The sequence below is a fragment of the Sphingopyxis sp. BSNA05 genome, from assembly GCF_013265645.1.
Taxonomy (GTDB): Bacteria; Pseudomonadota; Alphaproteobacteria; order Sphingomonadales; family Sphingomonadaceae; genus Parasphingorhabdus.
In genome coordinates, this window is record NZ_PYIA01000074.1 from 23,147 (window position 1) to 44,693 (window position 21,547).

General features: G+C 60.0%; 20 protein-coding genes and 1 pseudogene. 13 read left to right on the forward strand and 8 right to left on the reverse strand.

Going from position 1 to position 21,547, the window contains the following annotated elements:
* The first annotated feature begins 107 nt into the window (after positions 1-107).
* From C8024_RS08075 to C8024_RS08095, 6 genes are all read left to right on the forward strand, one after another.
* Positions 108-947 (forward strand): YihY/virulence factor BrkB family protein, encoded by an 840-nt coding sequence (locus C8024_RS08075; protein ID WP_254305712.1) that lies wholly within the window; start codon positions 108-110, stop codon positions 945-947.
* Between the two features lie 66 nt (positions 948-1,013).
* The gene (fabI, locus tag C8024_RS08080; protein ID WP_173203998.1) at positions 1,014-1,817 is read left to right on the forward strand and encodes an enoyl-ACP reductase FabI; all 804 of its coding nucleotides are present in this window, start codon (positions 1,014-1,016) and stop codon (positions 1,815-1,817) included.
* A 66-nt stretch (positions 1,818-1,883) separates the two neighbouring features.
* Positions 1,884-2,951, forward strand: coding sequence for a chorismate synthase (aroC, locus tag C8024_RS08085; protein ID WP_173204000.1), 1,068 nt, complete (start codon positions 1,884-1,886; stop codon positions 2,949-2,951).
* Positions 2,952-3,252: 301 nt separating this feature from the next.
* Complete coding sequence (locus C8024_RS08090) at positions 3,253-4,551, forward strand: SLC13 family permease (protein ID WP_367947223.1); 1,299 nt, start codon at positions 3,253-3,255, stop codon at positions 4,549-4,551.
* A 2-nt stretch (positions 4,552-4,553) separates the two neighbouring features.
* Complete coding sequence (locus C8024_RS23170; protein WP_367947232.1) at positions 4,554-4,826, forward strand: SLC13 family permease; 273 nt, start codon at positions 4,554-4,556, stop codon at positions 4,824-4,826.
* A gap of 74 nt (positions 4,827-4,900) precedes the next feature.
* Complete coding sequence (locus tag C8024_RS08095) at positions 4,901-6,139, forward strand: dicarboxylate/amino acid:cation symporter (protein ID WP_173204002.1); 1,239 nt, start codon at positions 4,901-4,903, stop codon at positions 6,137-6,139.
* 46 nt (positions 6,140-6,185) lie between these two features.
* Here the strand turns inward: C8024_RS08095 and C8024_RS08100 are convergent, their stop codons facing one another.
* The 5 genes from C8024_RS08100 to C8024_RS08120 form a co-directional block, all read right to left on the reverse strand.
* Positions 6,186-7,475 (reverse strand): adenylosuccinate synthase, encoded by a 1,290-nt coding sequence (locus C8024_RS08100; protein WP_173204004.1) that lies wholly within the window; start codon positions 7,473-7,475, stop codon positions 6,186-6,188.
* Positions 7,476-7,479: 4 nt separating this feature from the next.
* Positions 7,480-8,601 carry an ATP phosphoribosyltransferase regulatory subunit gene (locus C8024_RS08105; RefSeq protein WP_367947224.1) on the reverse strand — a complete coding sequence of 374 codons (1,122 nt, stop codon included), beginning with the start codon at positions 8,599-8,601 and terminating at the stop codon, positions 7,480-7,482.
* Between the two features lie 65 nt (positions 8,602-8,666).
* A complete protein-coding gene (gene serA / locus C8024_RS08110) occupies positions 8,667-10,250 on the reverse strand; it encodes a phosphoglycerate dehydrogenase (RefSeq protein ID WP_173204006.1) in 1,584 nt (527 codons plus the stop codon).
* A 107-nt stretch (positions 10,251-10,357) separates the two neighbouring features.
* Positions 10,358-11,530, reverse strand: a complete 1,173-nt coding sequence (locus tag C8024_RS08115) for a phosphoserine transaminase (protein WP_173204008.1) — start codon at positions 11,528-11,530, stop codon at positions 10,358-10,360.
* A gap of 115 nt (positions 11,531-11,645) precedes the next feature.
* The gene (locus C8024_RS08120) at positions 11,646-11,957 is read right to left on the reverse strand and encodes a PepSY domain-containing protein (RefSeq protein WP_100095418.1); all 312 of its coding nucleotides are present in this window, start codon (positions 11,955-11,957) and stop codon (positions 11,646-11,648) included.
* A 74-nt stretch (positions 11,958-12,031) separates the two neighbouring features.
* On the opposite strand from C8024_RS08120, the gene C8024_RS08125 reads away from it, so the two are divergent.
* The 3 genes from C8024_RS08125 to C8024_RS08135 are packed head-to-tail and all read left to right on the forward strand — an operon-like array spanning position 12,032 to position 13,857.
* On the forward strand, positions 12,032-12,238 hold the full coding sequence (locus tag C8024_RS08125) for a hypothetical protein (RefSeq protein ID WP_173204010.1): 207 nt from the start codon (positions 12,032-12,034) through the stop codon (positions 12,236-12,238).
* A 13-nt stretch (positions 12,239-12,251) separates the two neighbouring features.
* On the forward strand, positions 12,252-12,938 hold the full coding sequence (locus C8024_RS08130; protein ID WP_173204012.1) for an extensin family protein: 687 nt from the start codon (positions 12,252-12,254) through the stop codon (positions 12,936-12,938).
* A gap of 49 nt (positions 12,939-12,987) precedes the next feature.
* The gene (locus C8024_RS08135) at positions 12,988-13,857 is read left to right on the forward strand and encodes an LOG family protein (protein ID WP_100092870.1); all 870 of its coding nucleotides are present in this window, start codon (positions 12,988-12,990) and stop codon (positions 13,855-13,857) included.
* Positions 13,858-13,874: 17 nt separating this feature from the next.
* Here the strand turns inward: C8024_RS08135 and C8024_RS08140 are convergent, their stop codons facing one another.
* On the reverse strand, positions 13,875-14,501 hold the full coding sequence (locus tag C8024_RS08140) for a cytochrome c family protein (protein WP_100092869.1): 627 nt from the start codon (positions 14,499-14,501) through the stop codon (positions 13,875-13,877).
* A 211-nt stretch (positions 14,502-14,712) separates the two neighbouring features.
* Between C8024_RS08140 and C8024_RS08145 the strand changes: the two are divergent.
* Positions 14,713-15,611 (forward strand): annotated as a pseudogene (locus C8024_RS08145) (prephenate dehydratase).
* Between the two features lie 27 nt (positions 15,612-15,638).
* On the opposite strand, the gene C8024_RS08150 reads toward C8024_RS08145, so the two are convergent.
* The gene (locus C8024_RS08150; RefSeq protein WP_217272084.1) at positions 15,639-16,850 is read right to left on the reverse strand and encodes a hypothetical protein; all 1,212 of its coding nucleotides are present in this window, start codon (positions 16,848-16,850) and stop codon (positions 15,639-15,641) included.
* Between the two features lie 132 nt (positions 16,851-16,982).
* Complete coding sequence (locus C8024_RS08155; RefSeq protein WP_173204014.1) at positions 16,983-17,786, reverse strand: hypothetical protein; 804 nt, start codon at positions 17,784-17,786, stop codon at positions 16,983-16,985.
* 238 nt (positions 17,787-18,024) lie between these two features.
* Between C8024_RS08155 and C8024_RS08160 the strand changes: the two genes are divergently transcribed.
* The 3 genes from C8024_RS08160 (at position 18,025) to C8024_RS08165 (ending at position 21,477) form a co-directional block, all read left to right on the forward strand.
* Positions 18,025-19,665 carry a TonB-dependent receptor plug domain-containing protein gene (locus C8024_RS08160; RefSeq protein WP_367947225.1) on the forward strand — a complete coding sequence of 547 codons (1,641 nt, stop codon included), beginning with the start codon at positions 18,025-18,027 and terminating at the stop codon, positions 19,663-19,665.
* Entirely contained in the window at positions 19,557-20,006 is a 450-nt protein-coding gene (locus tag C8024_RS21295; protein ID WP_254305713.1) for a TonB-dependent receptor, read from the forward strand. The genes C8024_RS08160 and C8024_RS21295 overlap by 109 nt, the downstream gene beginning before the upstream one ends.
* Before the next feature lie 205 nt (positions 20,007-20,211).
* Positions 20,212-21,477 carry a vanadium-dependent haloperoxidase gene (locus C8024_RS08165; protein WP_173204016.1) on the forward strand — a complete coding sequence of 422 codons (1,266 nt, stop codon included), beginning with the start codon at positions 20,212-20,214 and terminating at the stop codon, positions 21,475-21,477.
* Positions 21,478-21,547 lie beyond the last annotated feature (70 nt).

The window sequence follows — 21,547 nt, forward strand, 5'->3', positions numbered from 1 at the left end:
ATCGCGGTCCCCTGTCCGAGTTGTCGCCGGAAGCCCGTCACCAGGACAGGGGGCAGCCGCGACCATCCGGGAACCGGGCCACAGATAAACTGGCCAACGAAAGTCCGTTGCGTCAGGCCTTGATCATTCTGGAACGCACAGCGGTCGGCGTCTATTATGACGGCTTCACCTTCGCGGGGAATTTTGCCTATCTGTCGTTGCTCGCGGTATTCTCCTTTTTCATCATTGCCGCGGCGGTCGTCGGCGGTTTCGGACAGACCGCTGTCGGCACCGATTTTGTAGAGGCTTTTCTGGTCACCGTTCCGCCATCGGTCGCGGCGGCCCTGCATGATCCGATCAACGACGCGATGACCGCGCGGACTGGCCCCTTGTTGTGGCTCAGTGCGATCGTGGGGCTTTGGACCACCACCAGTTTGATCGAGACTATCCGCGAAATCCTGCACCGCGCCTATGGCGTCCAGGCCCAACGTGCCTTCTGGGAATATCGCCTGACATCGATCGTACTCATTCTCGTTTCCGTATTTTTCGCGATGCTGGCGCTCAGCGCGCAATTCGTGGTTGCAGGGATCCGTGAATTTCTGGGAACTTATTTTCCGGCCCTCGAGGGTGATGCACTATGGGTGTCGCTGTCCAATGCAGTCCCGTTTCTGGTGCTGTTTGCGACGCTCTATCTCCTGTTCCGGTTGCTGACCCCCCGGCAATATCGGCCGCGCCAATATCCCAAATGGCCGGGCGCGGTATTCATCAGCGGCTGGTGGCTCATGATTACCGGACTCTTGCCCGTTTTCCTGAAATATGCGTCAAATTACCAGCTCACCTATGGCAGCCTTGCCGGGGTTATCATCACACTGATATTCTTCTATCTCGTCGGCCTCGGAATGGTAATCGGGGCCGAGATAAATGCTGCATTGGCCGAACGGCCCTCCAGAAACGGACAGGACGAATGATACGCTGGAAAATCATCCGGATAGCGTTTATCAGCGGCGATTATCGGAATTCAGGAGACCATGGCGATGAGTGATTTAATGAAAGGCAAGCGGGGCTTGATCATGGGGCTTGCCAACAACAAGTCTCTGGCCTGGGGTATCGCTCAGCGTCTGGCCGCCGATGGCGCCGAGTTGGCGATCAGCTATCAGGGCGACGTGATGGCCAAACGGGTCAAGCCGCTGGCCGAAGAACTGGGCTGTGATTTCCTGCTCGATTGCGATGTCAGCGACATGGACCAGCTCGACGCGACATTTGCCGAAATCGAGAAGCGCTGGGGCAAGCTGGATTTCGTCGTTCACGCGATCGGTTTTACCAACAAGGAAGCGCTGCGCGGCAAATATTTCGATGTCACGCTGGATGATTTCCTGATGACCATGAATATCAGCGTTTACAGCTTCACCGCCGTTGCCAAGCGCGCTGCCGCGCTGATGAGAGCGGGCGGGTCCATGCTTACTCTGTCTTATTATGGAGCCGAGAAAGTGATCCCGCATTACAATGTCATGGGCGTGGCCAAATCCGCGCTGGAAACCTCGGTCAAATATCTGGCCAATGATGTCGGTCCTGACGGCATTCGGGTGAATGCGATTTCTGCCGGTCCGATCAAGACCCTGGCGGCTTCCGGCATTGGCGATTTTCGCTATATTTTGAAATGGAACGAGCATAATGCACCGTTGCGGCGTAATGTGACGATCGATGATGTCGGCGCGTCGGCTCTCTATTTCCTGTCCGATCTTTCTGCTGGCGTCACCGGTGAAACCCATCATGTCGATGCCGGATATCATACCGTCGGCATGAAACAGGAAGATGCGCCGGATATCGCGCTGGATTGATGGATGCCGATGTCCGGGCAATGTGGATCGGATGCTGAATAAGTCTTTAAACGCGGAGAGCGAGTTTTGAGTTTTAACACCTTCGGCCACGCCTTTCGCTTTTCCACCTGGGGAGAAAGCCACGGACCCGCGCTCGGCGCGGTTGTTGACGGCTGCCCGCCTGGCCTGGAACTGAGCGAGGCTGATATCCAGCCCTTTCTGGATGCCCGGCGGCCCGGCCAGTCGAAATATACGACCCAGCGACAGGAGCCGGATCAGGTCAAAATCCTCTCCGGTGTTTTCGAAGGCAAGACCACCGGCACACCGATTTCGCTGATGATCGAAAATGTCGATCAGCGGTCCAAGGACTATAGCGAAGTCGCCAAAGCTTACCGCCCCGGTCATGCCGACTATGCCTATGACCAGAAATACGGCTTTCGCGACTATCGCGGCGGTGGCCGGTCCAGCGCACGGGAAACCGCAGCACGGGTTGCTGCCGGTGCGGTTGCACGGCTAGCCATTCCGGAAGTCTCCGTACGGGCATGGGTCGCAGAAATTGGCGGCGACGCGGTGGATATGGCGAATTTCGATGCGGATGAAATCGGGAATAATCCCTTCTTCTGCCCGGATGCGGTGGCGGCCAAGCGTTGGGAAGCCTTGGTTGATGGCGCGCGCAAAGATGGCAGCAGTCTTGGCGCGATCATTGCCTGTGAGGCCACAGGCGTGCCTGCGGGCTGGGGTGCGCCTATCTATGCCAAACTTGATAGCGAGCTGGCTGCTGCGATGATGACCATCAACGCCACCAAAGGTGTTGAAATCGGTGACGGCTTTGCCGCTGCGCGTTTGCGCGGCGAAGAAAATGCTGATGCCATGCGTCCCGGCAATGAAGGCCCGCGTTTCTTATCCAATCATGCGGGCGGCACTGCGGGTGGGATATCGACAGGCCAGCCCATTTTCTGCCGGGTGGCGTTTAAGCCGACCAGTTCTATTTTGACGCCGGTTCTAACGATAAGTCCCCAAGGGGAGGCGACCGAAATATCGACCAAGGGCCGTCATGATCCTTGCGTGGGTATCCGCGGTGTACCGGTGGTCGAGGCGATGATGGCGCTGGTTCTTGCTGACCAGAAAATGCTCCATCGGGCGCAATGCGGATGAGCTCTCTGGCAGATATAACGACCCAAGGAGCGGCATCTCGCGCTTCGGCAGGCTCTATTGAAGGTTGTTCCTGATCCATGATCGACCTCATCCTCCACGTTATTGATGAATATATCCAAGCCAACAAGGCTGTCATCGGTCTCGTGATTCTCGGCTTCCTGTTTGCCGGGTTCATTATGGAGCGCTTTCCCGCAGCAGTGGTTGCGGTGCTCGGTGCCTGCATGTTCCTGTTTCTCGGGATCATCGATTCCGATGGTCTTTTTCGGTCTTCTCCAATACGGCTCCGATCACGATTGCCGCGATGTTCATCCTGTCGGGCGCCTTGCTGCGAACGGGAACGATTGACGCGATCGCCGGGTTCATCATCAAGCGTGCCAAACGGCATCCCAAACTGGCTGTGGCCGAGATGTTTCTGGGCGCCTTTGTCGCTTCTGCCTTCATGAACAATACGCCGGTGGTGATCGTTTTGATACCGATCATCCTGCGGCTCTCGCGGGCGACCGGTTTTTCGTCCAAGAAATTGCTGATCCCGCTGAGCTTCATCTGCATATTGGGCGGTACGACCACGCTGATCGGCACGTCGACCAACCTGATTGTCGATGCCGTGGCACGTGACCAGGGGCTGGCCGGGTTCGGCATATTCGAAATCACGCCTTATGGCCTGATCGCTGCTGTTGCCGGCACCGTGATGATGGTCCTGTTCAGCAGCTGGCTGTTGCCAGGCGGAGAGGTTCAGGGCCAGTTTGACAGTAGCGATGAAAGCGCCTTTCTTACCGAATTGACGGTGCGCAACAGAGCATCGGTGATCGACAAGAAACTTTCCGCCGTCCCCGAATTGCGCCGCGCGGGCCTTGAGGTCACGGCTGTCAAAAGATTGAGCAGCTATATTCGCCACGATCTTGATCACCATGAACTGCGGGCGGGCGACCGGATCGTGGTGCAGCTGGATCTCGCCGAGCTGATCTCGCTGCGCGAATCGGAAGATTTCAAAGTGGGCATCGTCCACAAGGGTGATGCGGGGCCATTGGGAGAGGAACTGGTCGAGGCAACGGTGGCGCCGAGCCATCCCAGCATCGGTAACCGGCTGTACGACATACCGTTCCTGTCGCAGCTCAATGTTCGCATATTGGGCATGACCCGCTATCGCAACCTGCCGCGGTCCGACCTGACCAACGCCCGTATTCACGCGGCGGACCGGTTGCTGGTGACTGGATCGAGCGAAGATATTCACCGCATGTATCAGAACCCCAATCTTTTCGGGGTCGGACAAACCAAGATTCGGGCCTTTCGCAGGGACCGGGCTCCCGTTGCTATCGGGGCCCTTGTCGCGGTGGTGGTTCTTGCCGCGTTCAATATCATATCTCTCGCGGTCGCGGCCATTCTAGCGGTTGGTGCAATCCTGCTGGCGCGCTGTATCGACGCGGAAGAGGCCTGGGGGTCAATCGATGGCAATGTGCTGGTTCTGATATTCGGGATGCTCGCGGTCGGTCTGGGGCTCCAGCAAGCCGGAAGTGTCGACCTGATCGTGTCCGAACTGACTCCTTTTTGCGGGAAGTGCCACCATGGGGGCTGGTTTTTGCGATTTACGTCCTGTCCGTGATCATGACCGAGATCGTTACCAACAACGCGGTCGCCATCATCATTACGCCGATTGCCATTGCACTGGGCAATGATCTGGGAGTAGATCCTCGCCCGCTGGTGATTGCGGTGATGTTCGCCGCTTCCGCCAGTTTCGCCACACCGATCGGCTATCAAACCAATACGCTGGTCTACGCAGCAGGCAATTACCGGTTCACCGACTTCTTCAAGGCCGGAATTCCGCTGACCTTTGGCGTCGGACTGTCGACCTGTCTAGCGATCAGCTTCTGGATGTAACCACGGCCTAAAGGCTTGCCGCGCCCCGCAGCGGTCGATAGGCATGGGTGGATAGAATTTCGGGGGACAATCGCATGTTGGCATTCTGGTTCAAGATACCGCTCTGGCAGCGTGTGATCGCGGCGCTTGTGCTCGGCGTCATCACCGGCCTGGTCTGGGGGCCGGAATCGGAAACCATCAAATGGATCGGCGATTTCTTCATCAAGGCGATCAAGATGCTGGTCGTTCCGCTGATCTTCTTCTCTCTGGTTGCCGGCGTAGCGGCGCTGGGGGATCTCAAGAAACTGGGCAGCGTTGGCGGGCGGGCGATGATCCTGTTCGTGATAACAGGTCAGATAGCCGCCTGGCTGGGTCTTGCGCTTGGCACATTTTTCCAGCCCGGAGCGGGCGTCGACACCGATACGATCGAAATGGGCGAAACTCCTGCGCCCAATGATACGACCGCCGTGGACATGATCCTCTCGATCGTCCCGGACAGTCCGGTTCAGGTCATGGCCGACGTGCGCGTATTGCCGCTGATCGTCTTTGCCTTGCTGATCGGTATAGGCATTCTGATGGCCAAGGAAGACGGCAAGCCGCTGGCCAAGATATTCGATAGCGGCGCTATCGTCATGCAGAAAGTCACGATGATCGTGATGGAATTGACGCCTTTTGGCGTGTTCGCGCTTATGGCTTGGGTTGCAGGCACGTTGGGCATGGATGCATTGCTCTCGCTGGCCCAACTGGTCGGGCTCAACTATCTCGGCTGCCTGCTGATCATCGGGATAGTCTATTCAGGGATGATCAAGTTTGTCGCGAAACTGCCTCCGATCGATTTCTTCCGCGGTATCGTTGACGCGATCGCGGTCAGCTATTCGACCGCTTCTTCCAATGCGACCTTGCCGGTGACGCTGCGCTGCGTCGAACGCAATCTGGGTGTCCGCAATTCGGTGGCCAGCTTTGTCGTCTCGCTGGGCGCTACGATCAATATGAACGGAACGGCCATGTATCTCGGCCTTGCGACGTTGTTCGGGGCACAGATTTTCGGCGTTGACCTCTCCTGGGGCGACTATTTCCTGATCTCCATCACCTCAACCCTCGGCGCGATTGGCGCGGCGGGTATTCCGGGCGCTGGCCTGATCATGATGGCGCTGGTGTTCGGCAGCGTTGGCGTGCCGCTTGAAACCATCGCCTTTGTTGCCGGTGTCGACCGGATCATGGACATGATGCGCACGACCACCAATGTCTCAGGTGATGCAGCCGTAGCGGTGACAGTGGCTTCGATGACCGGCGAGATCGACCGCGAAGAAATGATCTCTGCGGACGATGTTTAACGCTGAAATCTGGCGGCCAACTATAAGATTTGAGCCCGAAGGGGCCTCAATCCGCGAACGGATCCGTCACCAATATCGTATCGTCCCGCTCCGGCGACGTGCTCACCAATGCCACAGGACACTGGATCAGTTCTTCCACCCGCCGGATATATTTGATCGCCTGCGCCGGCAGATCGGCCCAGCTGCGCGCGCCGGCGGTGGACTCGCTCCATCCTTCCAGCGTCTCGTAGACCGGTTTGACCGCGGCCTGATCCTGATGGTGGGGCGGCAGATAATCGTATGTGACGCCATCGAGTTCGTAACCGACACAGATTTTCAGTTGCTCGAATCCGTCGAGCACGTCGAGCTTGGTCAGCGCGATGCCGGCAACGCCGGACACCGCCAGCGCCTGCCGCACGAGCACTGCATCGAACCAGCCGCAGCGCCGCTGGCGACCGGTGACGGTGCCGAATTCATGTCCCCGTTCGCCAAGCCGCTGGCCGATATCATCGTCCAGTTCGGTCGGGAAGGGGCCGGAGCCGACGCGGGTTGTATAGGCTTTGGTGATGCCAAGGACATAGCCGGTGCCGGACGGGCCGATGCCGGAGCCGCCCGCAGCGGTGCCCGAAATCGTATTGGAGCTTGTGACAAACGGATAGGTGCCGTGGTCGACATCCAGCAACACGCCCTGCGCGCCTTCGAACAGGATCCGCTTGCCGTCGCGCCGCGCCTCGTTGAGGCGCTTCCAGACCGGCTGGGCATATTGCAACACACTGTCGGCAATTTCCTTCAGGTCATTGAGCAGCCGCTCGCGGTCCACCGGCGGTTCGCCAAAGCCGGCACGGAGCGCATCGTGATGCGCACACAGCCGGTCGAGTTGCGGCCCCAGATCATCGAGATGGGCGAGATCGCAGACCCGGATCGCGCGGCGACCAACCTTGTCTTCATAGGCCGGGCCAATACCCCGCCGAGTTGTTCCGATCTTGCCCTTGCCGCTGGCATCCTCGCGCATCGCGTCAAGATCGCGGTGGATCGGCAGGATCAGCGGGCAAGTCTCGGCGATGCCGAAATTGTCGGTATTGATTGCCACTCCCTGGCCAGTCAGTTTCTCGATTTCGTCGCGCAGATGCCACGGGTCGAGCACCACGCCATTGCCGATAATCGACAGGGCGCCACGCACGATGCCCGATGGCAGCAGCGAAAGCTTGTACACGGCGCCATCGACAACCAGCGTATGGCCTGCATTATGGCCGCCCTGAAAGCGGACCACGACATCGGCGCGTTCGGATAGCCAGTCGACAATCTTGCCTTTGCCTTCATCACCCCATTGTGCGCCGATTACCGTTACATTGGCCATTGAATCACTTTCTTATACTGGTTCCGGCTGATCGCCGTTTAGAATATGGGTACATCCGAGCGCTCGGCCCGGTCTTGTCTGAAAGGGCCGCCACTGTGCGCCAGCCTGATTCCCGCAGCTGCGCGGCCATATCCTTGTCATGGCCGATCGGCAAAAATATCTGCTCGCTGGTTTTTGCACCAAAACCGGCGTCGATCAGGGGATTGGGATAGAGCGAGAAGCCGACCGCGGCTTCGGTTGCGCCGTCCGGGTGCAGGATTTCGTAACTGCCGCCACGGCCCAGTGCGCCGATGAAACTGTCGGCATAAAGGGTGAAGCCGAACCAGTTCTGATATTCGAAACCGTGGCGTTCGGTCGGGTCGAGGGTGAGGCTAGCCTTGCCCTGGATGCTGGCGGCGATCCGGGAAATACCGTCCAGTCGTGAACCCAGCAGACCCTCGCTGTCAAATTCCCGCATTTTCGCCATTGCTTCGTCGAACGGGCCGGTTGCCTCGATCAAAGGCAAATAACCGGTTGCGCCCATCGCGTTGAGGCCGCCGGCGTCCTTCATATCCAGTTCGCTGCGGACTTCGGCAATCTGGGCTTCGTTCAACGGCAAGGGGCCGGCTGCCAGCATATCGATCAGGTCGGGGAGCGTGAAGTCGACGGTGATGCCGGAAACGCCCGCCCGTTCAAGCGCTTCGATCGCGACCGAGACAATTTCGCTGGCGGCAATGACGCTGTCGCTGCCAACCAGTTCCGCACCGATTTGCAACCGGCTGCGTTCCGGCTGCAACTGTCCCGAGCGCAGTTTCAGCACTTGGCCCGAATAGCTCAGCCGAAGCGGCCGCGGCCGGTCCGCCAGACTGGTCGTGGCAATCCGGCCGACCTGCATTGTCATGTCCGGACGCAACGCCAGGGTGCGCTGGGAGATCGGATCGACAAACCGCATCAGATCGCTTCGCGAAGCGCCCTGCATCCGGTTGGTCAACCCGTCCTCATATTCGACCAGAGGCGGTGTGACCCGCGCATAACCGTGGCTGGCCAGCGTATCGAGTACATCGCGTTCCAGTCGCGATGCCGCCTCGGCATAAGGCGGCAGCGCGTCGTGAAATCCTTCGGGCAGAAGATTGGATGGTTTTCGCATGGCCCTGCTCCATAGCCCAAGCAAAGGCTCAGGCCATCTTTTTTCTTGGGTCTCGCCCTATTGAATCAAAAGCTCAGGGCCTTGACCGTTTTCACGCCTTCCAGCTGACAGACCGACCAGAGGACGGGCTCTTCGACCGGCGAATCGATCGAGAGCAGCAATACAGCTTCGCCACCCGGCGCATCGCTGCGACGGCCAAGGTGGAAGGTGCCGATATTGACGCCCGCCTCGCCCAGCGTCGAACCGACGCGCCCGATAAAACCAGGCTCGTCACGGTTGACGATATAGAGCATGTCGCCTTCCATGTCCGCCTCGACCTTGATGCCGAACATTTCGACCAGCCGGGGGCCGGACGATCCGAACAGGGTGCCGGCAACCGATTTCTCGCCTTCGTCGGTGGTCACGGAAACGCGAACGAGTGTGTGGTAATCGCCTTCGCGCTCGTGACGGATTTCGCGAACGTCAAGTCCGCGTTCTTTCGCCAGATAGGGCGCGTTGACCATGTTCACGGTGTCGCTATAGGCCCGCATCAGCCCGGCCAGCACCGCAGCCGTAATCGGCTTCTGGTCCAGCTCTGCGGCTGCGCCTTCGACTTCAACGGCAACGCCCTTGATCTGGTCGGCCGCGAGCTGGCCAACGAGCGATCCGAGCTGGGTGGCAAGTGCCATATAGGGTTTCAGCTTCGGTGCCTGTTCAGCCGAGAGGCTCGGCATGTTCAGCGCATTTTCGACGCCGCCATTAACCAGATAATCAGCCATCTGCTCGGCGACCTGGATTGCCACATTCACCTGCGCCTCACTGGTGGAGGCACCGAGATGCGGTGTGCAGATCAGGTTGGGCGTGCCGAACAACGCGTTTTCCTTTGCCGGTTCCTGCGCATAAACGTCGAGGGCCGCGCCGGCGACATGGCCGGATTCCAGCGCTTCCTTCAAGGCCGCTTCGTCGATCAGGCCGCCGCGCGCGCAGTTGATGATCCGCACGCCCGGCTTGGTCTTGGCGAGCGCTTCGGCAGACAGGATATTGCGTGTCTGGTCGGTCAGCGGCGTGTGCATGGTGATAAAGTCGGCGCGGGCGAGCAGATCGTCCAGCGAGACTTTCTCGACACCCATTTCAACCGCGCGTTCCTCGGTGAGGAACGGGTCATAGGCGACAACCTTCATCCGCAGGCCGATGGCGCGTTCGGCTACAATCGAACCGATATTGCCGGCGCCGATCAGGCCGAGCGTCTTGCTGGTCAGCTCGACGCCCATGAATTTCGACTTTTCCCATTTACCGGCCTGGGTCGACAAGTCGGCGGCGGGAAGCTGGCGCGCGAGCGCGAACATCAGCGCAATGGCATGTTCTGCTGTGGTGATGCTGTTGCCAAACGGCGTGTTCATGACCACGACGCCCTTGGCGGAAGCGGCGGGAATATCGACATTGTCGACACCGATACCGGCGCGGCCGACCACTTTCAGATTGGTCGCGGCTTCCAGTATTTCGGGAGTGACCGTGGTCGAGGAGCGAATGGCAAGGCCGTCATATTCACCGATGATCTTCATCAGCTCTTCCGGTGTCTGGCCGGTGATTTCGTCAACTTCGCAACCGCGTTCGCGGAAAATCTCGGCGGCTTTCGGGTCCATTTTGTCGGAAATAAGTACTTTTGGCATCATAATGTTCCTTGTCGGAATGATCGCGCCGGCACGGGCCGGCTTCTAGACCAATGGCTTTACAGCAGGGCATTGGCCTGGCCCCGGCTCTCGCCGGGGCGACACAATTAGGAAAGCTCGGCTTTCACCTGAGCATAAGCCCATTCGATCCACAGCAGCAGACGGCGAATGTCTTCCTGCTCGACCGTCGAACCGCACCAGATGCGCAGCGACGGCGGGGCATCGCGATAGCCGTTGAAGTCATAGGCAATGTCCATCTTCTCGAGCATTGCTGCGATCTTCTTGGGCACGGAAGCCTTGGCGTCGTCGTCGAGGCTGTCATACCATTCGCCCTGGAATACCATGCAGACGCCGGTGTTGGTCCATTTGGCCGGATCGCTGACCATATTGCGCATCCACGGCGTGGCTTCGAGCCAGTCGTGGACGGTTTTGGCGTTGCGGTCGGCGCGGGCGTGCAGTTCGGACAAGCCGCCGATCGACTTGGCCCATTCGAGCGAAGCGATATAATCTTCGGTCGCGAGCAGGGACGGCGTGTTGATCGTTGCGCCTTCGAAAATCGCGGTGTTGAGCTTGTCGCCCTTTTTCACCCGGAAGATTTTCGGCAACGGCCAGGACGGGGTGTAGCTTTCGATCCGCTCGACGGCACGCGGGCTTAGGATGAGCATGCCGTGACCGGCTTCGGAACCCATGACCTTCTGCCAGCTGTAGGTGGTGGCATCGAGCTTCGACCAGTCCATCGGCTGGGCAAAGACGGCGCTGGTAGCGTCGTTGATCGTCACGCCTTCGCGGTCGTCGGCAATCCAGTCGGTATCGGGAATTCGCGCGCCCGAGGTGGTGCCGTTCCAGGTGAAGACGATATCGTCACCCTTGTCGATCGTGGTCAGGTCCGGGATTTCGCCATAGTCGGCTTCGAGGACCGTGAGGTCGGCAGGCTTGAGCTGCTTCACGGCGTCCTGAATCCAGACATTGCCGAAGCTTTCCCATGCTGCAACCGTCACCGGACGGGCACCGAGCATGTTCCACATCGCCAGTTCCACGGCGCCGGTATCGGAGGCCGGCACGATACCGATCAGATAGTCGTCGGGGATGCCGAGCAGCTCGCGACTGAGGTCGATAGCATATTTCAGGCGAGCCTTGCCAGTCGCGGAACGATGCGAACGGCCCATGGCGATGGTGTTGATCTTGTCGAGGGACCAGCCGGGGAATTTGGCTGTAGGACCCGAAGAAAAATTCGGGCAGTCAGGACGCAATTCTGGCGTCGGTATAGTCGTATCAGTCATTTAAACGCTTCTCCTTACAGAGAGCTCGCGCGGCGTTGGGACCGCGTGGCCCGGCGCCGCTTTGTATGGTGCGGCGCAGCATGTCAAGCGCGTTCTTGGTTGCGATTGATACCGGCTATTGCTTGCGGAAAAGAACTTTGCCGCGGCGTGAAACCAGCAGTTTTTCGAGCGATACAGGGTGAAAATAGGCCTCCACCGGTTCGCCTTCCGGAGTGGTGCCATAAACTTCATAACAGCCGCCATCGACCTTGGACTTTTTGACCGTCCAGCCCTGTTCTACCAGCGCCGCTTCGAGTTGGGCCTGCGTTTTCCAGCCGGATTGCGGTCCTGCGTCGCAGGTCATCTTGCCCGTCGCGAGGGCGGGTGCGGAAAATCCGGTGGTCGCCAATATGGTAGCGATCGCTACGGCAATTGTAGAATTTTTCATGATCATTTTCTCCAACTCTAATCGATTTGCCGCGATCTGGAATGCGCGGTCTTGTCCAGTTCCGTGAATCGAAAATGTCGACAGACACCGGAACAATGGCGAATACATTGTTCGAGATCGGGTGTTCCGGCGCTTTTTCAATGCTCAGAGATGGTTTTTTACGGTTTTTCCCCGCCAGACTTTCTGGTTATGGTGTCCGGCAGCTTTACCCCCGAGCACAAACCATATCTGGCAAGATTCTGTTAACCATGGATATCAGTCCGGATTTAACCATCTTCTGACATAGCGCCGGGCATGACAATGAAATCGTATAACGTTCGCCAGACGCGCGCTGTTGCGCTTCTGGGCCTAGTCTCCTTGATGCTCAGCGCATGTGGGGCAATACCGGCGGGCAGCAGCAGCGGTCAATCTCAGCGGCCACAAGCCTCCGCCGGTCTCGGCTCCTTCAATCCGACAGCGGCAGCGCGGCAATGTTACAGCGACCTTGGCAAGGCCAATGTCCGTTTCTCTCCCTTGCCCAATCGCCAGTTCAGCGGAGGGTGCAGCCAGATCGACAGTATCAAGCTGCTCGATGTCGGCGCGGACGTGACCAATCTCGGCCCGGTCAAATGCGAGCTGGCCGGCAAATTTGCCGCCTGGACCGAATATGCCGTCAAACGCGCGGCCCGCAAATATCTCGGTAGCGATCTCAAGCGGATCGAAACGATGGGCAGCTATAGTTGCCGCAATATCGCCGGGTCGGGTAAATTGTCGCAACATGCCCATGCCAATGCGATCGACGTATCCGCTTTCGTGCTCACCGACGGTCGGCGTATCACGGTCGAGAATAACTGGAAAAGCGGGCGCCAGGAAATGCAGTTTCTCGCCGCAATCCACGACAGTGCCTGCAAACGCTTCGGCACTGTTCTCAGTCCGAACTACAATGCCGCGCATCGCGATCATTTCCATCTCGATATGAGCGGAAACGGATATTGCCGCTAGCGGGACAAGGCCACTGGTCAGCCACAAATCTTTGCTCTAGGGCGAAGCCATGACCAATAAAGATCTCCACGACCGCCGCTTTTACCACGCCAAGGAAGAAGCCGAATTCGCCGAGAAGGCCCATTTGGAAACGGCGCAGACTCGCGATCCGGCCTATCGGCTGGCTTTTCAGGACACCGATTTCCTGCTCCGTGAGGAATTGCGGCCGGTCCGCTTCCAGCTCGAACTGCTCAAGCCGGAGATGCTGCTCGACGAAGCCGGTATCGGCTCCACTCTGGTAATGTACGGATCGGCGCGGATCCCCGAGCCGGACAAGGCCGACGCCTTGATCGAGGCGGCGCCTGACGAGGATTCCCGGAGAATCGCGGAACGGCTGAAAGAGAAAGCCAAATATTATGACGAAGCCCGCAATCTGGCGCGGCTGGCCAGCGCCTGCGGCATTTCGGACAATGGCAAGCGCGATTTCGTCGTCTGCTCCGGCGGCGGCCCGTCGATCATGGAGGCGGCCAATCGCGGCGCCGCCGATGTCGGCCAGGAGTCGATCGGACTGAATATCGTCCTGCCGCACGAGCAGGCGCCCAATGAATTTGTCACGCCGTCACTGAGTTTCCAGTTCCACTATTTCGCGCTGCGCAAGATGCACTTCCTGTTGCGTGCCCGTGCGGTAGCCGTGTTCCCGGGCGGTTTCGGGACGCTCGACGAGTTCCTCGAGCTGGTCACGCTGGTGCAGACCGGCAAGATGGAGAAGCTGCCGATATTGCTGTTCGGCAAGACCTTCTGGAATCGCGTGATCAACTTCGACGCGCTCGCCGACGAAGGCACGATCAGCCGCCGGGACCTCGAACTGTTCCAGTTTGTAGAAACCGCAGACGAGGCCTGGGATATTATCCAGCAATTTTACGAACTGGATTGCGACTAGGCAATCCGGGCTTCGGCTTATTCTTCAGCCGCAGCTGCGTCCGCTTCAACCGCTTCTTCAGCCTCGGCATCAGCGCCGGCTTCCGCTTCCGCTTCGTCCGCTGCCGGTTCTTCAACCGCCGGTGGAGGCGGCAGCGGGATGTTCGATCCCTGTGCGTTCAGATAGACCATCAGATTGGCGCGGTCTTCGGCCTTGCCGAGGCCGGCGAAGGTCATCTTCGTGCCATTGGCATATTTGCGCGGCGAGGTCAGCCAGGCGTCCATGGCGGCCCAGTCCCAGTTGCCCGGAACGCTTTTCAGCGCGTCGCTATAGGCAAAGCCGGCGACATGGCCATGCGGCTTGCCCATCGTGTCCCACAGGTTCGGTCCAATGCCATTGGCACCGCCCTGGTTGATCGTGTGGCAGGCTGCGCATTTGGCGAAGACCTTCTCACCGGCCGCGGCATCGGCCGTCTGCAGCAGGGTCTCGATAGCAGGACCCGTGTCACCACCACCGGCGGATTCAACGCCTTCGATCGCATAGCCCATGACTTCGGGGCGTTCGTGCTGGCCGGCGTGGAAATATTTGCTGCTGAGAATGGAAAAGCCGAGGGCCGCGATGCCGCCAGCCAGTACCCAACCTGCGATGGTGTTGTTGTTGCTCATATTGTCTCTCAAACCCCTGAGTGAGCGGCGGCCAAGGGCCTGCCAAATTTGTGCTGTCTGTAAAGAGAGCCACGGACCAACGCAAGGCCTCAATTGCCGTAAAATACGCGATAGGCCATGCGAATTGCACAGGGTCCCGACGGGCGGGCCACTTCCCTCTTGCCCCGCTGCATCCGGTTCGACTATCGCAGCAGCGTAAAAGAGGGACGAGATGGACAGCTTTCCGAAAAACGCACTGGGCATGGTCAGGAAAATGACCGAAAAAGGCGCTGATAAGCCTGAAAAGGCGATCGCCTTCCAGGGCGCGCCCGGTGCCAATTCCCATCTCGCCGCGCTCGACTATGCGCCGGACGGACTGCCGGTTCCCTGCTTCGCCTTCGAGGATGCGATCGATGCGGTGAAGCATGGCACGGCCGGCAGCGCGATCATCCCGATTGAAAATTCGCTCAACGGCCGGGTTGCCGATATCCATTTTCTGCTCCCCGAATCGGGCCTGCATATCGTCGACGAATATTTCATGCAGATCAGCCACTGCCTGATGGCGCGATCCGCCGATGCCGAAATCCGCACGGCGATGAGCCATCCGCAGGCACTCGGCCAGTGCCGCCACTATCTGCGCGCGCGCGGCATCATCCCCGTGGCCTATGCCGACACCGCCGCTGCCGCTGCCTTTGTCGCGCAGCAGGACGATCCCCATGCCGCCGCCATTGCACCCAAGCTTGCGGCGCAGATTTACGGCCTGCAGCCGATCGCCGACGCGATCGAGGATGCACCGGACAATATCACCCGTTTCGTCGTGCTCGCGCCGGAGGCGGCGAAACCCGAACCCAATGGTCCGGTGATGACGACCTTCATTTTCGAGGTCAAAAATATTCCCGCCGCGCTGTACAAGGCGCTCGGCAGCTTTGCGACCAATGGCGTCAACATGACCAAGCTGGAAAGCTACCAGCAGGGCAGCAGCTTTGCCGCCACCGAATTTTCGCCGATATCGAGGGCGCACCCGGCGATCCGGCGATCGACCGGGCGCTCGCCGAACTCGGCTTCCATTGCAACAGCGTGCGAATCCTCGGCACCTATCGGCAGGCACGGCCGCGGACGGTCATCGCCTAGCCGGCCGGCGGCCGGGGTCCCCGTTCCTCAGCCGTTCGATGATTCGACATCATTGCCGAACAGCACGATCAGCACGCCCAGCATCGCCAGCAGGACAAAGCCCACGCCCTTGAGCCGGTTGCCCCCGGTCAGGAAAGCGCGCCGCGCCGCGATCACCGATTGCAACGTATAATAAAGCGCGAAAGCGCGGCTGGCATAAGCGATGATCTGGAAAACATCGGCGCTCCAGGTCATCAGCAGCCCCATGCCGACCAGTATCGCATAGCCGGTGCGCGCCTTGACATGGCCCCTGGTCAGTTCCTCGACCAGCCCGCCCGAGCCGCTGGTGTCGGCGATTGCGGCGCTGAACTGCGCGGCCAGCGCAGCGGCAACCAGCAGCAGCGGCAGGACCGGGGTGATGATTCCCATCATGTCTATGATCGCTGTTTCTGTAAGCGCGAATTGCTCGCGCTCGAAACTATAGGCGAACAGTCCGATATAGATCATGTAGATCACGGTGCTGACAATCTGCGCCAGACGCATGGATTTGATCCGCGTGGCCGGATCATAGTCGCGGCCCAGATAGCGCGAGGTTTCAAAGCCCTGGACGGTGATGATCAGGCCGAATGCGAGCGTGAGCGCTGGCCAGCCGGAAAGCAGCGGCGGGTGGTCAAACAGCGTTTCCGCACTCGCTTTCTGGTAGAAATACCAGCTCAGGCCGACGAGCAGGCTGACGATGATCGCCAGTTTCAGCGTCACCGCGCTATATTCCATCTTTTCCAGCGCCTTGAACCCGCGTGTCCAGCCGACGATCAGGATCAATATATAGACCGCCGAGGTCAGCAGCTTGGCATTGGCGCTATTGTCAAATGGAGTCAGGCTGACACCGAAGGCGCCGAACAGGTTGAGATAATAGCCGACCGAGATAGTGAAGGCGAAGACCAGTGCCCATGAGGCGGCCAGTTCCAGCCGGTCGGTCCATGGGTCCGGCAGCGGATGGTCGACATTGCGCTGCAATATGTTGAACCGGATGGCAGCACCAAACAGGAAGGCCCCGAGGCACAGGCCAGCCATGACCAGTGGCGCGATATAGCCATAGTCGGACACCAATATTGGCGCGAGCACCAGAAATCCGCTGCCGATGATCGAAGCCAGCGGTGTCACCGTTGCGCGCCAGACGGTCGATTTCGAAAGGCGCGGGGAGAGCAGCAGCAGTCCGGTTGCGATGGCCGACAGGATGATGAAGATGTTCAGCAGCAAGATAATGTCCGAAGGTCCCGGAAGGTGACGCCCACAAATAGGCCTTCCACCGATATTTTGTCGACGGCTTTCTTGCCGATCCGCGCGAATCGGGATGCGGCCGGCTTGCAGGGTCACACGGGTCACACCCCCTTAGTGGAAAGACGGACCTTTCTTGTCCGGGCCACCCCAGTCATCAGAGCCATCAAAATGGTCATCATCATAGCCTTCGGGATTGGCTTTTTCCCAAAAGCCCGGCTGATCCATCATGCCACTGCGCTCCGCGCGCGCCCATTGCAGATCGTCCCAGTCGTCCGCCTCGTACGGATCAAGATCGGACGTATCGACATCTTCCGGTGCCATTGCGGCTATCAGTTCGCGTTCGTGAAACATTTCGAGCCGCTCGAGCAATTCTTCGTCGCTCGCTTCGGTCCTGTAGGGGTTCGGGGGCGGGGCCCGCCGGGCCTGTGCCGCGCGATCCTGCGCCTCGAGCATGGCTGCGCAATCATCGCCTTCGCCGATTGCTTCGACCATTGCGTCAAAATCCGCCGCCGCTTCGCGCACGGGCTCACCGGCCAGATCCAGCCCATCGGCCTTGGCATCGAGCCGGGCCAGCGCCGCGAGCAGCAGTCCGGGGGAAAAGCGCGTCCGCTCGCCGACTTCCTCGCCATGATACCAGACCGTCTCGGTCCAGCCGTTGAGCCCGGTTTCGAGCAGGGTTTCGGCATAAAGGTCGCGGGCATGGATCAGCGCCGCATCCCACGCCCGGTCAAAGGCGCGCCCTTCCTGTCGACGGCGCAAGCGATAAGCGCTTTCGCGACTCATTCCGACAAAGGCGGCTGACGACTTTACGGATCCGCAGCGTGCGAGCGCTTCCAGGAATTCGCGCTGTTTTTCCGGGGTCCAGCGTGGTGCGGGCTGGTGGGGAACATCGGTGGCATGCGGTTGGTCAATCATAGCATTCATCCTTTTCTGGTTGCAAGATGATCCTTATATAACCGATATGGTACATTGTAGGAAAGAGGGTGCGTGCCTGACAGAATATGCCGAAAAATATTTGCGAGATCATTGCCCTGTGCCACGAAAATTGTGCCATGAAAATTCCGTCTCTTCGCTTGTCATCACGGCTTGACCCTATAGCTACTAGAGGGTGCATAGGCCGCGGCGTTGCCATTATTCAAAAAGGACTTTTGTCGTGATTTCCAGCTACCGGCGTTTTCTGCTGCTTTGCTCCTTGCCTGTTTTCAGCCTCCCGATGCCTCTCGTTGCGCAGGAGGCCGGTCCGGTCGAGACAGGTCCGGACCACGAACATGCAGAAGAGGAAAATGACTATATCATTGTCCAGGGCACCAGGCTCAACCGCCGGGTCCAGGATGAACCGATTCGCGTCGAGGTCATTGCCGGCGAAGAGATCGAGGAAAAGGCGATCATGCGGCCCGGAAATATTGCCATGCTGGTCAACGAGACGGGCGGCGTGCGGGTGCAGGTCACATCCCCCGCGCTGGGCGCTTCCAATATCCGTATTCAGGGGCTGGAGGGACGCTATACACAATTGCTGGCCGACAATCTGCCGCTCTATGGCGGTCAGGCGGCTTCGCTGGGGCTGCTGCAGATTCCGCCGACCGATCTCGGGCAAGTGGAGGTGATCAAGGGCGCGGCATCGGCGCTCTATGGTGCGTCGGCGCTGGGCGGGGTTATCAATCTCGTCTCGAAGCGGCCGGGGGATGAATTCGAAGCCGACATTCTCGCCAATGCCACCACCCGCAACGGGCAGGACCTGACCGCTTATGTCGCCGGGCCGATCAGCGCCAGCGCCGGCCTTTCCCTGACCGCCGGGGCGCACCGGCAAAGCGGTCAGGATATTGATGGCGATGGCTGGTATGACATGGCCGGCTACGACCGTTTCACGGCCCGCCCGCGCTTCCAGTGGGATGGTGACGACGGCTCGTCCCTCTATGTCACGCTCGGCGCGATGACCGAGGACCGGGTGGGCGGCACTCTGCCCGGAAGCACGGTTCCCGACGGCACGGCCTTCGTGCAGGCGCAGGACACAGAACGCTATGATGCCGGGCTGGTGGCGGAAAAGCCGATTGGTGATCGGGTCAGCCTGCATCTGCGCGCTTCGGCCATGCGGCAGGATCATCTGCATCGCTTCGGCGCGGTTGTCGAAGACGACCGGCACAGCAACGCCTTTGTCGAGGCTTCTGTTGCGGGAACCAGCGGCAGCACGTCCTGGGTCGGCGGTCTCGTCTATCAGGCAGACAGTTTTCGCTCGGACAGCTTTCCGGCCTTTGACTATAGCTACAAGGTTCCGGCGATCTTCGCCCAGCTCGAGCAGGAGGCGACCCATGACCTGACGCTTGCTGCGAGCGCCCGGGTCGACTTTCATGACGAATTTGGCACGCGGTTCAGCCCGCGCCTGTCGGCGCTCTACCGGCCCGGCAACTGGACCGTCCGGGGATCGGTGGGCGGCGGTTTCTTTGCACCGACACCCTTTGTCGACGCGATCGAGGCCGCCGGCCTGTCGCGGCTGGAGCCGCTCGGCGATCTGGAAGCGGAAAGCGCGCGAACCGCTTCGCTCGACATGGGCTATGCCGACGGGCCGTGGGAAGCCAATCTGACCCTGTTCGGCGCGAATATCAAAAATTCGACCAGGCTCGAAGATATTGCAGCGACCGGGTGCGCCTGGTCAACGCCAGCGGCACGACCCGGATTCGCGGCTCCGAATTGCTGCTGCGGTACAAGCAGAACGGCTTCACGGTCACCGGAAGCTATGTCTTCGTCGATGCCACCGAACCCGACCCGGCCGGAACAGGCCGCCAGCGGGTGCCGCTGACACCGCGCCACACCGGTGGTCTGGTCGGCATGTGGGAGGAACATGGCAAGGGCCGGATCGGCGTGGAGCTTTACTATACCGGACGGCAGGAGCTGGAGGACAATCCGTTCCGGACCCGTTCGCGACCCTATGTCCATCTCGGACTGCTCGGCGAGATCGTGCTCGGCAAGATCAGCCTGTTTGCCAATGCCGAAAATCTGCTCGATGTGCGGCAGTCGCGTTACGATCCGCTGGTCCTTCCGCAGCGCGCCGCGAGCGGTCAGTGGACGGTGGATGCCTGGGCGCCGCTCGAAGGGTTCATCTTCAATGGTGGTATCCGCCTGCGCTTTGGCGGGCACTGATATCGCGGCACGCCGTTCCACCCGCATGCGGCGGTGATATCCGGTCCGGGCGGCGGCCTGTCTTCGGCTTTTTCATGGCAGCCGGGGGCATAACAGGGCCTGTAGCGCCGGTTTTAACGATTTATTTGTGGTTCACCATTAGGGCGATGTGCAAATTTGTCGTTCTGTCGGGCCAGGGCAACGACGTGGTTGTTCAGGGGGGACAATGACATTTTCCAGACGCCAGTTCATGGCGAGTGCTGCCATCGCCGGTGCCGCCGGTCTGACAGGATGCACTGGCCGCTTCGGTTCGGCGACGTCCTATCTCACGCCGGTGCTGCGACCGCAAAACCATAATATCGTTACGCACTGGTGCGACATCATGCTGCAGCAGATCCGCGACCAGCGGGTGCCGCCGCCGCGCGCGGCCTATAATATGGCGATGCCGACAGTGGCCGGCTTTCTGGCCGCGAACAGCATATTGCAGGCTTATGAGGATCCGTTCGGAACGGGCGCCGGGCCGCGCGGGGCCGATCCGGCCATGGCTTATGGCGTGGCTTTTGCCACCGCCGCCTCGGAAGTGTTCCAGCAACCTTTTGTCGGCGAACGCATGGCTTTTGCCCGGTCGATTCCCGACGGCGAGGCCAAGTCGCTGGGCGCCGCATGGGGCCGGCAGGTCGGACTGGACATCGTCAAGATGCGCACCCGCGACGGATCGCAGCCGAGCAAGGTCAATTATTATCTGGGCCGCTACAAGCGACGTCATGACGCGCTGCAATGGACGCCGACGGGCCCGCTGTACAGCGCCAAGCCCGGCCCCGCCTTCGACAGTTTCTCGCGACCGCTCTATCCCGGTCACGGGCAGATCAGGCCCTGGACGATGGGTCGGGTCGAGAATTTCCGCACCATCGGCTTTCACGATCCGGCCAGCCCGGAATTTGCCGACGAATATGCCCAGGTCCGGTCGCTGGGCCGCGCCGACAGCCGCGAGCGGACCGCCGACCAGACCGAGATCGCGATGTTCTGGGAAGACGGGCCCTGGGGGATTACCCCGCCGGGCCATTATATGCTGATCGGGATCCAGGTGCTGCAGGATCGCAATCTGTCCTTCATCGAATGGGCGCGGGCGATGGCGCTGATCGGCATGACCCAGTGCGACGCCTCGATCCAGGCCTGGGATACCAAATATCGTCATGACGTCATCCGGCCGGAAACCGCGATCCGGCACCGCGCGCCGCGATTCGGCAATCACGATCCGCGGGTCGAGCGGGAGCAACAGTGGCGCAGCTACATTCCGACGCCGGAATTCCCGTCCTATACGTCCGGCCACTCAACCTTCGGCGCGGCGGGCGCGACGATGATCGGCCATATATTGGGCACCGACCGGGTGCGTTTCTCGCACCAGTCGCCCGACCAGGTGCTGTGGCCGCAATTGCGCGATATCACCCGGCACTGGACCAGCCTGAGCCAGGCGGCGGACGAAATGGTCTGAGCCGTATCTATGGCGGGGTCCACTGGATGAGTGACCATATGGTCGGGATGGATGCCGGCAAGGCGATCGC